This is a genomic window from Pedobacter changchengzhani (assembly GCF_004354365.1).
Lineage (GTDB): Bacteria > Bacteroidota > Bacteroidia > Sphingobacteriales > Sphingobacteriaceae > Pedobacter > Pedobacter changchengzhani.
In genome coordinates this window covers 44,583-57,760 of the sequence record NZ_SJCY01000012.1, presented here as the reverse complement: position 1 = coordinate 57,760, position 13,178 = coordinate 44,583, and the positions used below count along the sequence as shown (strand labels likewise).

Sequence of the window (13,178 nt, the reverse complement as noted above, 5' to 3'; positions counted from 1 at the left end):
AAGTTAATAACTCTAAATAACACGTTGCACAACAGCGTTAGTAACTTTCGATTAAGAATTTTCTTTCAATTTCCTTAGGCATTATCTCGTTCTTTTTTGCAAATCAGCAATCGTAATACTTATCATTCTTCCAATCGGCTCTTTACCTCGATAAGTAATCACTCGGATTAAATTTGCATCTTTTGGTGGTGTTAAAGCTGCAACATACTTAGGGTAAAAACGATCTGGGCTCGAATTATCGAAACTATAATAAATATCTAATCCTTCAATTTCAGTTGTTAATTCGATAGAAAGTTGTTTATCTGCACTTCTTTTAACGGTAAAAATCGGGTCGTAAATTGCGGGTGCGTATTTTGTTTCGCTAAAATTTAAACGCTTAAAATGCGCTTCAGTTTTTTCTGCAAAAGTTGTCCAATTCTTTTTTTCATTTGGCGACCAAACTGATTCTGCAATTGCGAAACCTCGTGGCCAAGTCATATATTCGGCTTGGCGAATGTTATAAACCTGTTCGGTCCAAAGGTTTGCTTGTGCGCCCATAACATATTTTGTATCAATTTCTGGCGGGAGTGGATTAAACTGATAAACTTTATTTAAACGCAACGAAGCATATACTTTTGGCTCAGTTGCTACGTCTGCCTGCATATAATCTAGGTAGGCAAAATCAGTCGGGCTCATTACAACGTTGTGCTTTTCTCTTGCAGCCTCAATACCATATTTCATTCCTCGCCAACTCATTACGGCTGCGGTAGGTGAAATACCTCCCTCTAAAATTTCATCCCAACCGATAAACTTTTTACCTTTAGAAAGTACAATTTGTTCTACGCGTTTCTCAAAATAAGCCTGCACTTGCGGGATTGTTTTAAGTCCTTCTCTCACCATTAATTGTTTAATTACATCACTCTTTTCCCAATAATTTCTCGGTGCTTCATCGCCACCCATGTGGATATATTCAAAAGGAAATAGCTGTGCAATTTGAGTAATCACGGTATCTAAAAATCCATAAACTTTTTCATTAGCGGGACAAAGCGTATTATCTACCATCGCCAATGGTGGTGCGCCTCTGCTCCAATCCATTATTTTTTCTCCAGATCTTACCTTGTAATTTACGGCCTCTGGCGTGCAAGAAAGTTCGGGGTATGATGCAATAATTGCTAAACTGTGCCCAGGAACATCAATCTCTGGCAAAATATTTACAAATCTATCCTTTGCGTATTGAACCAACTCTTTTATATCATCCTGTGTGTAAAAGCCACCATAAGTACGTGGTTCATCAGCCGTAGGCGGAATAAAATCGCCAAAAGTACCAGTCTTTTTAACATTCCATGCGCCTATTTCAGTAAGTTTTGGTAAGCCTTTAATTTCGATCCGCCAACCTTCATCATCAGATAAATGGAGATGTAAAAGATTAAATTTATACTTTACCATCGCATCAATATATTGCTTTACTTCTTTTTTGGTAAAGAAATGACGGGCAACATCAAACATCAATCCGCGCCAGCCGAGTTTGGGATAATCAACCACATCAACACATGGTAATTTCCATTCAAAATTTTGCACTATTTCTTTACTTTCTATCTGTGCCGGAAATAATTGTAATAATGATTGCACACCGTAAAAAATGCCAGCAGGTTTATTCGCTATGATTACAATTTGCGTTGGATTTACATTTAATCTATATCCTTCGTTTCCCAATTGCGGATCGTTACCAGTATTTAAAATAAATTTAACGGTAGGGTGGGGCGCATTATTCAAAATGCTCACAAATTTCCCAGTGGCGGTAGTGATCCGGTTAGTTAAGAAATCGATAGATTCTTTTAAATCCACACTTTTTGGTGCTTGAATAATTACATTTTCGGGAAGTTTAAAAGCCCCGGGCTTCATTAAAAGCGAAACCGGTTCGGGTATAATAGAAACAGCTTTTGTGGCTAATAAATCTGCTCCGCTATCTTCTGTTTCGCTTACATAACCCTGAGCGGATAACTGTGTAACAAAAAAACAAGAAACGACGATTAAAAATAATTTATTCATTAAAATAAAACTTTTGTAGTGAAGGTTGATAATTCATCAAAAATGCTCAAAATAAAACAAATATTTAGTTTATGATGTCATATTCACCATCATTGCGCCAATAAAAGCATTTAATACTTTCATACTAAGTGGGCTGTTTTGATCTTTCATTCGTTCAGGATGCCACTGTACATAAAGCGCAAATGATTTTTGATCAGGATTAAAACGCTCAAGTGCTTCTGCTACACCATCTTTAGATAGTGCGCTTACTACAAAACCTTTGCCTATTTTAGCTAAACTTTGATGGTGGTTGCTATTTGTAAAACCAATATCAACACCTAAAATAGTATTTAACCACGATGAGGGATCAATTTGTATTTCGTGATATCGATCTGCATTGTCGAGCATTTTACCGTGGTTAAATTTGCCCCAAGTTGTTAAATCTGGAATTAATGTGCCTCCGAAAAACACGTTTGCAACCTGCATTCCTCTGCAGATTCCTAAAATTGGGATTGCATTTTTTTCGGTGTAGGCTAAAATTTTAAATTCAAATTCATCCCGCTTTTCATCAATATCATCTTCGTAGCAGTAAGGATAATATTCTTCCATATTATAAAATTTTGGATGAACATCCTCTCCGCCCGTTAACAATATGCCGTGGCATTTCTCAATTTCATTAAAATTATCATGTTGATGGCCTATTTTAATGATCTCTATATTTTTATTGGCAGTTAAAATCCAGTTTCGGTAAGTTTCAAATTTGCTACAATCAGTTACGCCGATAATTATCTTTCCCATTCAGTGGCTAAATTACGATTTAAGCCCAATGCTTCAAAATTCATACTTGTTAATGTTAGCAACTCATTTCTTAAGGCTTTAAATTATGAAACTATTAGAACTTGAACATGTTATCTTCGTACTATGCAAACACTACTTACTTCATCGCAAATGCGCAAAGCGGATGAATTTACCATTGCCAATACGCCAATTACATCTATCCATTTAATGGAAAACGCAGCGGAGGCATTTGTAAAGAGTTTTTCCAAAGATGAAGGTGACGAGAACAAAAACATCGCTGTTTTTTGTGGAAAGGGAAATAATGGGGGCGATGGACTCGCAATAGCTCGGATATTATCCAGTTCGGGTTACCAAAATATTAAGGTATATGTTGTAGATTTTGGTAAAAAGCAAAGTGATGATTTTGCAATAAACCTGCAACGATTAGCAGGAACAAAATGTAAAAAGTACACGATAAATAGCTTAATTGACGTTAAAAACATCACAGCCGATATTGTTATTGATGCCATTTTAGGTTCGGGATTGAACAAGCCTTTAACTGGAGATTTTGCGAAACTGGTGCAATTTATAAATGCATTAAAAGCTAAAATTTATGCTGTAGATGTGCCAACAGGATTTTTTGCGGATGGCATACTTCCGAAAGAATACAATGGCATATTAGCATACAAAACAATTTGTTTCCAACGACCCAAAATTAATTTTTTCTTCCCCGAGTCGATAACTGCAACGGAGAATTTTGAAGTGGTTAATATCGGCTTAAATGAAAATTTTATTCAGCAACAGCATAGTGATTTTTATGTAATTGAACGAAGTGATGCAGTAAAGATTTTACAGCCACGCAAGCGATTTAGTCACAAAGGTAGCTACGGCCATGCTTTAATTATTGCTGGAAATACCAATACGATGGGCGCTGCATTGTTATGTTCGATGGCGTGCTTACATGCTGGCGCAGGATTAACTACTGCTTACATCCCCGAAACAGGGTTGGTGGCTCTGAATACGCTTTTGCCAGAAGTGATGTTTCTTCCACGGGATGAATATTCGCGAATCGAAAATCCTTCAAAATATCAAGCAATTGCTGTTGGTCCGGGTTTAGGTATTTCTGAAGTTAATGAGAAATTGCTAGAAAGGTTGTTCGATTTTGAAAAACCGTTGGTAATTGATGCAGATGCGATTAATATATTGGGCGAAAATCCAGATTTGTGCTCGAGAATCCCTAAAAATTCTATCCTTACGCCACATATAAAAGAGTTCGATCGTTTATTTGGTAAACATGATAATTGGTGGGATCGGGTGCAAACGGCGAGAAAGCAGGCCGAAAAGTTGGAGGTTGTTATTTTGCTTAAAAATCAATATTCGTTTGTATGCGCACCAAATGGGAAGGTTTATATTAATGAGACTGGTAACCCAGCCATGGCACAAGGTGGAATGGGCGACGTATTAACAGGTATTATCGCATCATTTATTGCGCAAAGTTACTCCTCAGTTGATGCTAGTATTTTAGCTTGTTATATTCATGGGAAAGCTGGAGATACCCTTGCGAAAAATAACATAGTGGTAACCGCTTCAAACGTAGCAAATGAGATTTCTCATGAATTGAAAAATCTCATTTGCTTTAAAAAATGACCAAGAATTAATATATAAATCTAAGGTTTTTAAACGCCGCCCATCACGGTAAGTTTATCCATTGTAGGGTTTGTGCTTCCGCCCATTGGCTCTAACGTTACTGCAAATGCTTGCGCCCGATCAATAGTTTGCATTTTCAATATTGCCTCGTTTGAGGTAGAATCTTGCTTACCAAACATACCTAAACTAACTGGTTTTCCGTTTACTAAAGCCCAAAGTTGATATTCATGTTGCGCATCGGCTTTTGGTAAATCCATCGCCACATAATTAATCAGCACGCTTTTATCAGTTTTGTTCCAATAAAGTTTCATGCTAGATTTTGGGCTGTAAGCTTGTCCTTGCATTCTTATAGTTGCCCATTCTTTACTATCGGCCATTGCGGCAACATTTTCGAGTCCTTTGTTCTCAAATTCTAAATGACTAACCACGCCTGCAAACTTTTGCTTATCAGTATTTAGGCTAGCAATTTGGTCATGCGCATCATTTAGCTGATTGTAAACCGAAAATAAAGCTACGGTACTCATCACCAGTAATGCAACGCAAGCAACAAGTGCAAACTTTAATGATCGTAATTTGCCATGGTTAGGATCTAACTTCACGATTTTCGGTTCTTGGGCAGTTGATTTAACGTCGGTCGCTTGTGTATCAACATCATCAACTTTCAAACCTAATTTTTCAAATAATTTTGTTTCTACTTCTGCAGAAGGTTCTACTGGATTTTGAACAGCGTACTGTTCCATCGCTTTTTCAATGGCAACTATTTCCTGTTTCACTTCAGGATGTTGCGAGGCCATTTGTTCTACTTGTGCACTTTCTTCAGGCGATAAATCTCCTAAAACGTACAGCTCAAGTACTCCAGATTCGATATATGCTTTTATGTTTTCCACGGTTAATTAAAATACTTTCTCAATTCAATAATAGCCAAACGAATACGGGTTTTTACCGTCCCCAATGGCAGATTTAGCTCTTCTGCAGCTTCAACATGTGTAAAGCCCTTGTAATAAACTAAGTTAAGTACTGCCTGTAAATCAGGTTTAAGTCCTTCTACAAGTTGCTTCACTCCAAGTATATCTGGATTAAAAGTAACCTTGTTTTGCTCATCAACAAAACTTACGTTATTTTCTATATCTTGGTTTTTTTGAGAATTCTTAAAATCTTTTGATCGCAACTTATCTATAGATAGGTTACGGGCAATGTTCATCATCCATGTAAACAAGCGTCCTTTATTGTTATCGTAATTTGAGGCAGATTGCCATATTTTTACGAAGGTTTCTTGTAATACATCTTCGGCGAGTTCAGTATGTGTGATAATTCGCGAAATAACGCCGTAAAGCGATGCTGAATACATACTGTACAGCACTTTTAGCACTTTTGGATCTTTCGATTGAAGTGCTGAAACCAATTCAGGCTCGGTTAGAGTTAATTTTTTTGTTGCGTTCACTACGGTTTGTAAGATACAATACTGAACATCAAAACTGAAAAAAAGTTTTGCGTTTCAATTCCTGTAAGGAGTTTGATTTATTAAAATTATTTATAATTAATTGCAAGTTATAAAATTCCTTCAATTGGGAAGAGATGTTTTTCTGCATGGTATGATGACCTTACTAAAGGGCCACTTTCCACGTACTTAAATCCTTTCTCCATACCAACTTCTTTATACATGGCAAAAGTATCAGGATGGATCCAATCTACAACAGGGTGGTGGTTTTTGGTAGGCTGTAAATATTGGCCTAACGTTAAAATGTGTACGCCGTTTGCAACCAAATCATCCATTGCTTCAAAAATATCTTCTTCAGTTTCACCTAATCCAAGCATAATACCTGTTTTAGTTCTTAATTTAAATTCAGAAATTCTTTTTAATGCTTCTAAACTTCTATCGTATTTTGCTTGTATGCGAACTTGTTTTGTTAAACGTTTAACGGTTTCCATGTTGTGAGAAACAACTTCTGGTCTTTCATCTAAAACACGATATAAATTATCCCATTGCCCTCTAAAATCAGGTATGAGTGTTTCTAACGTGGTAATCGGACTCTCTTTACGGATCGCTTGAAGCGTTTCTGCCCAAATGATTGAGCCTCCATCTTTCAAATCATCACGATCTACCGATGTAATTACGCAATGTTTTACACCCATTAATTTTACTGAGTTTGCTACGCGGTTTGGTTCATCAACATCAACTGCCAAAGGCCTTCCGGTAGCCACCGCACAAAACGAACAACTACGCGTACAAATATTTCCTAAAATCATAAATGTTGCGGTACCTGCACCCCAACATTCGCCCATGTTAGGGCAGTTTCCGCTTTCGCAAATGGTATGTAATTTATGGGTATCAACCAAACTGCGTACCTGTGCATATTCTTTCCCAATTGGCAATTTTACACGAAGCCAATCTGGTTTTCGCTTAACTTCAGCTACAGCAGGTATTACAGGTAAATCAATCATAAGGCAAAGTTAACGAATAGGATTGAAATGTTGAAATGTTGAAGTGTTTGAAAGGTGTAATGTTTTACCTGCCTATTCATTTTTTTAAGGATTAGGAAAGCACGGCCTGTTTAAGGAAATTCGGTCCGCTCCGTCTTTACGCTGTATCTTTTTTGTTTAGTCATCCGATGAATATATGCAACGTGCCAATATTCATCGGATGACTAAAAAAACAAAAAAGGATGCCGCTGCAATACGGTTTAAAAAATCAGAATTTGTACTGCTATTTTTGGTCGCAAAGCCTAAAGCAATTTGCCGATTTTTTTTTAGGAGGAACAAAAACGCTAGGTGCAATACTGTAGTTGTTGATGATCGAATTTATTAAACGTGTTTTTGCGTGTTATAATTTATCCAGCTCATGGCAATAAAATAAAGCCCATTGAAGAAATAATACATATTGTATTTGTTGGCGAAAACCCTAAACATGGATGAGTTGAACGCTAAAATAGATGCAATTGCAATAACTAAAATAAACAGCAATAACATACAGCCACCGCTGGTGGTATTTTTTTCTATTTGCTTTTGATTAGCGAAAATGAGGTGATAAATTACATTTAAATACGCAAAAATTACGATGTAGAAAATTTTGGGGATGGGGTTGATTGTATATAACCCAGAAATGATTAACGAGAATATAACGGTTATTAAAATAGCGGCCGACTTACCCATTTTCTTATCACTTACTGCTTCTGGAATTAAAGTAAGCGTACAAGTGAAAAATAAAATAGCGAAATAGGTGTATTCAATTTTTTCGTTTACCTGCCATTCTGTTGCGCAAAGGTAAAATTGAAATATGGCTACCCCAATTAAAATAAATATAGGTAAATAATTAACGGGCAATGCTTTTCGCAATGCCATATCTGCTTTGTACTTTGTTTTAATCTGTTCAAAAATATCAGGATTTTCTTTCATTTTTTCCTTTGCATTTTTATGGACTGACCCCTTAAAGTTGGACAAAGCTAATGATTAATATTTTTCTTTTATTCTGTATTTCACGGGACTCATTCCATTTAGATTTAACCTGATCCTGTCGTTGTTATAATAATCAATATATTCTTTTATCTCTTTTTCAAGTTCCTCCACAGAAGTGTATTTTTTCATATAGAACATTTCCGATTTGATCGTTCCGAAGAAGTTTTCCATCACGGCGTTGTCGTAGCAATTGCCCTTTCTGGACATGCTCTGTGTGATTCCGTTCTCAACGAGTATCTGCCTAAACTCTTTCATCCTGTAATGCCAGCCTTGATCTGAGTGTAGTATCGGTCTATCCTTGCCCCTGATCTTCCTTACCGCCCCCTCCAGCATGCCCTTGACCAGCCCGAAGTTGGGAGAGCTAGAAATCGTGTAGTTTATGATTTCTCCGTTGTACAGTTCCATTACAGGGGACAGATAGACCTTTTTGTTCATGACCCTGAACTCTGTGACATCCGTCGCCCATTTCATCAGCGGTCGTTCCGCCTTAAAGTTCTGTTTCAGGATATTGGGCGACGCCACCCCGGTAGTCCCTTTGTAGGAAACATATTTTTTTCCCCTGACCAGGGACTTGATGCCCAGCAGGCGCATCAGCCTGGAAACAGTTTTGTGATTGATCACATGCCCCCTGTTCCTCATTTCCAAGGTTATCCTCCTATACCCGTACCTTCCCTTATTGCTATGGTAGATTTCCTTTATCTCACTTTCCACCATACCGTACTTGCTGGTGGCCATGAATCTGCCGGCATGGTAATAATAACTACTCCTTGGCATCTCCGATACCGACAAGAGCACATCTAAGGGATATATCCGCCTCAGCCCACAAATCACTAGCGCTTTTTCCTTGGCGGTGTTTGTCTTTTTTGGGTCAAGGCATCGAGCTTTTTTAAAAAATCGTTCTCCGCTCTTAAGTAAAGATTCTCCTTTTCCAGTTCCTCTAACCTTGAAAGGTCTTCAATAATCTTTCTTTCAGTCTTTCTTCTTTCCATATTCGGGATGCTTTCATACCGCACCTTCAGCCCTTCACATCCATATTGATCAAATGTCGTAAGCCAGCAGTAAAGAGTACTCTGGGAACGGATGCCGAAGCGCATGCAGCTCTCACGCAAAGATATCCCTTTTTGTTTGTGATAACTCACCACATCCATCCTAAACTGCACTGTATATCGCTCCTGCTGCTTGGTTAGGAACCCGCTTTTACCAAAGGTTGTATACTCGTCAACCCATTTCCATACCAGTGAGGGGGAGATGCCCAAACTTTTCGATAAAGAACTCACTGACTCTCCTTGCGCTTTTTTATTGACTGCCTCAAGCTTGAACTCAACGCTGTGCTTCCTGTTTTTTTTCATAATTACCCTTAAAATTGTGTCCAACTTTAAGGGGTCAGTCCAAAACCAGAACAAAAAAAATCGGACCAAGATAATTTAACCAATCAAACATCTAACGATTTAACAAATTTTTAGCATCTTCTAACAACCCTCTACCTTTATCTTCCAGTGTTTTTTTACCATCATCTAAAATTTTACTTTCTGAATAGCTTTCCACTTTTTTTGCTATAGTATCGTATTTTCTCAATGTTGCAAATATCTCTTTGGTATTTGGTACGCCTTTTTCTCGTAAAAGTGTTTCCCAGTCTATTTTTGCAAGTATCGAAAACATATATTTTGTAGCAATTTTTGAAATGATGGCTTTATCGTAAACGCCATTCAGTTTGTCGCCAGTTTCTCTGTTTTTCGAGTAAATTATGGTTTTTTCTATTGCCTCTTTTTCGCTATTGCTTAATAGTGGACTATTTTTTAATTTGCCGAGAGGAACCACAGCCAATTCTGGTTTTTCTCTTTTTAGGTATAAATAGCTTTCTACCATCCAAACCAATTCGCTCTCTAAACCTAACTTATGGGCGTCGTTTATAAAGAGTTCGAAATCATTTAGTGCCCTTTCTTCGTCAATTTTTCGCTCCATTCTTAATCGGTCCATACCTCTAAACAAACAGTTCATCCCGTGAAATCCGATATTAGCTTGCTTATCGCTCAGGTTTCTCCAACCGAAAAAGGCTTTGGTAAAAGGTAGAGGAATTTGCTTATTTTTTTCCAACCAGGTAATATTCCTTGAAAACCCATCCTCCGATAGGTAAAGTAAGTTATTGCTAAAAAAAAGGAAACCTCTGATAAACTCTAGCAAAGTTTTCTCTTCGCTATCTTTTAAGTTTTCGGGTTGCGTTTTAGAACATTCGTAAAGTGCCAATTCTGGCCCAAAGCTTTTGGCTGCTAAAGTTGCCACACTTAAAATGGCGTGCTCTACATTTTGGTTATAAACCTTGCTCTCTCCACTTAACAGCGTGTTTTGTGTTCCCTTTTCTCCATATAAGGTATTAAAGCTTTCTATTAAAGTCGGGAAAATATCTTCATCAGTTACTTTAACAAACTTTTTTACATTTCGGTAATCTTGGTACATGCGTAAAGCGTCGATGGCAGAAATATCCTGCCCACTGTCTACTTTTACGTTATTTAAGTTGCTGAGTAGATTTTTTGAACTTGCAGAAAAAAGCTGATATTCTTTAAGCGTTGTGTCTTGCACGGCATTAGCGCGCAAGGCAATTTTAGCGAATTTGTAAAATAGAATTCTATCGTAGTTTAAGTTTTCTTTAAGTTTTACGCGGTCTAATTCCAGTAAAACATCGTCTGTTTTCTCTTTTGAACAGCCTGCCAACGAAAAAGCAAAAATCAATAATATACAGTATTTCATAAAAGTGGAAAAATTTTAACCCTAATAATACGAATTAAAATAGATTTTCGGTCTGGAATATTTAAAAAATTAATTTTTCCGTCATTTTATAAAAAAAATGAGAATTGGGCATCGAAAAGTTTATTTTTTTACAAGCAAAAGTTAAGTTTGCAAAAAAAGAAAATTATGGCGACATCAAAAATTACTTATAATGGGGGATTGAGAACCAATTCCATTCATTTAGCATCGGGTAGCGAAATCATAACAGATGCGCCAATCGACAATAAAGGTAAAGGTGAGGCATTTTCTCCGTCGGATTTATTGGCTACATCGTTAGGAAATTGCATGTTAACGATTGTTGGCATTGCAGCAAACGAACATGGTTTCAATATTGACGGTACAACTGCAGAAATAACAAAAATAATGGCAACTGAGCCACGTAGGGTAGTCGAAATTGTGGTTAATTTGCAATTTCCAAATCACGATTATACTGATAAAACAAAAGCAATTATCGAAAGATCTGCAAGAACCTGCCCTGTAGCAAATAGTTTGCACCCAGATATTAAGCAAAATATAACCTTTAACTATTAAGCTGAGTTAAATAATTAAATATTGATTTTAAGGCCTTAAAGAATGTTTTGGCTCGACGGTCCGTTACCCTCTCCAGATGCATCGGGCTAGCATGACAATGAGCCTTAGAATAACGATAAGAAAGACTACATTTCTTCGGTAAAATTATCAAACTCATCTTATTAAATAGTTGATTTGGTAGGTAAACCCAAAATTTATCATCTTTCCGCAATTATTTTTAAATTTTAACGGTGAAATTGGTAATTGCTCGAAAAGATTTAAATTCGCATTTTCCTTTAATATAAAATGACAAAAAAGAATAAGACAGTTGGCGAAACTGACGCAGATATAATTTTAATAGGGGCTGGTATAATGAGCGCCACATTGGGTGTTTTACTTAAAGAATTACAGCCCGATTTGAGCATAGAAATATACGAACGCTTAGATGTTGCTGCTGCCGAAAGTTCGGATGCGTGGAATAATGCCGGAACAGGCCACTCGGCATTTTGCGAATTAAACTATACACCAGAGAAAAAAGACGGAACAGTAGAAATATCGAAGGCAGTGCACATTGCCGAAAATTTTGAAGTTTCTAAGCAATTCTGGACTTATTTAATTGATAAGGGATTAATATCAAACCCCGAGAATTTTATTCGAAGCATACCACACATGAGCTTTGTTTGGGGCAAAAAAAATGTAGAGTTTTTAAAGAAACGTTTCGAAGCCATGCAAAAGTGTGACTTGTTTAGCGATATGCAATTTACAGACGATGCAGAAAAAATAAAAGATTGGGTGCCACTAATTATGGATGGACGTAAAAAAACCGAAAAAGTTGCGGCAACCCGTATGGATTTGGGTACTGATGTAAATTTTGGCTCTTTAACCCGCGACATGTTTTCTTATTTAAAAACTCAAAAAAATGTTTCTTTATTTTTTGATCATGAGATACGGGATTTAGAGAAAAATGAATCCAGCCACTGGGAGGTTAAAGTTAAAAATTTAGAAACTGGCAAGAAAAGGAAACGTACCGCAAAATTTGTTTTTATTGGCGCCGGTGGTGGATCGTTACTTTTATTAGAAAAAGCAGACATTGAAGAAGGCAAAGGTTTTGGTGGTTTTCCGGTAAGCGGCCAATGGTTAAAATGTACAAATGAAAAGATAATTGCCGCGCACCATGCAAAAGTTTATGGTAAAGCTGCAGTTGGTGCGCCACCAATGTCAGTACCACATTTAGATACCAGAACTATAAATGGAAAGCAAGCACTGCTTTTTGGTCCGTATGCAGGTTTTTCGACTAAGTTTTTAAAAAATGGATCTTTTATGGATCTAGCAAAATCAATTAAATTTAACAATATCAGGCCAATGATTTCTGCTGGTTTGCATAACATCGATTTAACAAAATATTTAATAGATCAGGTTAGGCAATCGCCCGAGGATAGATTGGAAGCCTTAAAAGAATATTTACCAAAAGCTGAGCTGAAAGATTGGGAATTAGAAAATGCCGGACAACGGGTACAAGTAATTAAAAAGAAAGCCAGTGGTGGCGGTATGTTGGAATTTGGAACTGAAGTTGTAAATGCAGCCGATGGTTCTATTGCAGCATTACTTGGCGCTTCTCCTGGTGCGTCAACAGCAGTTTCGATTATGTTGGATTTGCTGAGCAGATGTTTTAAAAAGGAAATGGAAACCGCCGAATGGCAACAAAAAATAAAAGAAATTATTCCTACTTATGGGATAGATCTTGCAACAGATGCAGCGCTTTGTAAATCTACAAGGACGAGAACATCAAAGGCTTTAAAAATTAATTAACGCAACCATTGCACAAAAAAAAAAGTTGATGGGTAGTGTCCCGCTAACTGTGTGAGTTAAAAAGTTATGCTAAAAAATTTTAGAGCTTCAAGCTGGTTTGTGGCTAATGTGATATTCAAATTATTTTAATATGGTACCTTTTTTGTTTTCTGGTACCTAAACTAAAACCAAATTCATCATATTTGAACTTA

Annotated in this window: 11 protein-coding genes and 1 pseudogene; 3 read left to right on the top strand and 9 right to left on the bottom strand. The window is 36.9% G+C overall.

From position 1 onward, the window contains the following. Nucleotides 1-81: 81 nt before the first annotated feature. A complete protein-coding gene (locus tag EZJ43_RS14840; RefSeq protein ID WP_133263501.1) occupies nucleotides 82-2,028 on the bottom strand; it encodes a beta-N-acetylhexosaminidase in 1,947 nt (648 codons plus the stop codon). A gap of 69 nt (nucleotides 2,029-2,097) precedes the next feature. Next, nucleotides 2,098-2,805: a gamma-glutamyl-gamma-aminobutyrate hydrolase family protein gene (locus EZJ43_RS14835; RefSeq protein WP_133263500.1), complete on the bottom strand. Its 708-nt coding sequence runs from the start codon at nucleotides 2,803-2,805 to the stop codon at nucleotides 2,098-2,100. A gap of 123 nt (nucleotides 2,806-2,928) precedes the next feature. On the opposite strand from EZJ43_RS14835, the gene EZJ43_RS14830 reads away from it, so the two are divergent. Then, nucleotides 2,929-4,431 (top strand): NAD(P)H-hydrate dehydratase, encoded by a 1,503-nt coding sequence (locus tag EZJ43_RS14830; protein WP_243718108.1) that lies wholly within the window; start codon nucleotides 2,929-2,931, stop codon nucleotides 4,429-4,431. A gap of 29 nt (nucleotides 4,432-4,460) precedes the next feature. Here EZJ43_RS14830 and EZJ43_RS14825 read toward each other — a convergent pair whose 3' ends face one another. The 7 genes and pseudogenes from EZJ43_RS14825 to EZJ43_RS14795 all read right to left on the bottom strand — a co-directional run bounded on the left by EZJ43_RS14825 (nucleotide 4,461) and on the right by EZJ43_RS14795 (nucleotide 10,629). Then, entirely contained in the window at nucleotides 4,461-5,318 is an 858-nt protein-coding gene (locus tag EZJ43_RS14825) for an anti-sigma factor (protein WP_133263499.1), read from the bottom strand. 2 nt (nucleotides 5,319-5,320) lie between these two features. After that, the gene (locus EZJ43_RS14820; protein ID WP_133263498.1) at nucleotides 5,321-5,872 is read right to left on the bottom strand and encodes an RNA polymerase sigma factor; all 552 of its coding nucleotides are present in this window, start codon (nucleotides 5,870-5,872) and stop codon (nucleotides 5,321-5,323) included. A 107-nt stretch (nucleotides 5,873-5,979) separates the two neighbouring features. Further along, nucleotides 5,980-6,873, bottom strand: coding sequence for a lipoyl synthase (gene lipA, locus EZJ43_RS14815; RefSeq protein WP_133263497.1), 894 nt, complete (start codon nucleotides 6,871-6,873; stop codon nucleotides 5,980-5,982). A gap of 360 nt (nucleotides 6,874-7,233) precedes the next feature. Continuing rightward, nucleotides 7,234-7,824, bottom strand: coding sequence for a hypothetical protein (locus tag EZJ43_RS14810; RefSeq protein WP_133263496.1), 591 nt, complete (start codon nucleotides 7,822-7,824; stop codon nucleotides 7,234-7,236). 54 nt (nucleotides 7,825-7,878) lie between these two features. Then, nucleotides 7,879-8,724, bottom strand: a pseudogene (locus EZJ43_RS14805) (IS3 family transposase); the annotation flags it as partial. Then, nucleotides 8,715-9,233: a transposase gene (locus tag EZJ43_RS14800; RefSeq protein ID WP_133263494.1), complete on the bottom strand. Its 519-nt coding sequence runs from the start codon at nucleotides 9,231-9,233 to the stop codon at nucleotides 8,715-8,717. The pseudogene EZJ43_RS14805 and the gene EZJ43_RS14800, both read right to left, overlap by 10 nt. 91 nt (nucleotides 9,234-9,324) lie before the next feature. Next, nucleotides 9,325-10,629: a short-chain dehydrogenase gene (locus EZJ43_RS14795; RefSeq protein ID WP_133263493.1), complete on the bottom strand. Its 1,305-nt coding sequence runs from the start codon at nucleotides 10,627-10,629 to the stop codon at nucleotides 9,325-9,327. 165 nt (nucleotides 10,630-10,794) lie between these two features. Here EZJ43_RS14795 and EZJ43_RS14790 point away from each other — a divergent pair, with 165 nt between their 5' ends. Together EZJ43_RS14790 and EZJ43_RS14785 are read left to right on the top strand one after the other, a co-directional pair. Further along, nucleotides 10,795-11,199 (top strand): OsmC family protein, encoded by a 405-nt coding sequence (locus EZJ43_RS14790; RefSeq protein ID WP_133263492.1) that lies wholly within the window; start codon nucleotides 10,795-10,797, stop codon nucleotides 11,197-11,199. A 285-nt stretch (nucleotides 11,200-11,484) separates the two neighbouring features. Then, on the top strand, nucleotides 11,485-12,987 hold the full coding sequence (locus EZJ43_RS14785; RefSeq protein ID WP_133263491.1) for a malate:quinone oxidoreductase: 1,503 nt from the start codon (nucleotides 11,485-11,487) through the stop codon (nucleotides 12,985-12,987). Nucleotides 12,988-13,178 lie beyond the last annotated feature (191 nt).

Coding starts and splice junctions, on each gene's coding strand:
- EZJ43_RS14840 (WP_133263501.1), bottom strand. CDS start 2,028: ATGAATAAATTATTTTTAATCGTCGTTTCTTGTTTTTTTGTTACACAG.
- EZJ43_RS14835 (WP_133263500.1), bottom strand. CDS start 2,805: ATGGGAAAGATAATTATCGGCGTAACTGATTGTAGCAAATTTGAAACT.
- EZJ43_RS14830 (WP_243718108.1), top strand. CDS start 2,929: ATGCAAACACTACTTACTTCATCGCAAATGCGCAAAGCGGATGAATTT.
- lipA (WP_133263497.1), bottom strand. CDS start 6,873: ATGATTGATTTACCTGTAATACCTGCTGTAGCTGAAGTTAAGCGAAAA.
- EZJ43_RS14810 (WP_133263496.1), bottom strand. CDS start 7,824: ATGAAAGAAAATCCTGATATTTTTGAACAGATTAAAACAAAGTACAAA.
- EZJ43_RS14800 (WP_133263494.1), bottom strand. CDS start 9,233: ATGAAAAAAAACAGGAAGCACAGCGTTGAGTTCAAGCTTGAGGCAGTC.
- EZJ43_RS14795 (WP_133263493.1), bottom strand. CDS start 10,629: ATGAAATACTGTATATTATTGATTTTTGCTTTTTCGTTGGCAGGCTGT.
- EZJ43_RS14790 (WP_133263492.1), top strand. CDS start 10,795: ATGGCGACATCAAAAATTACTTATAATGGGGGATTGAGAACCAATTCC.
- EZJ43_RS14785 (WP_133263491.1), top strand. CDS start 11,485: ATGACAAAAAAGAATAAGACAGTTGGCGAAACTGACGCAGATATAATT.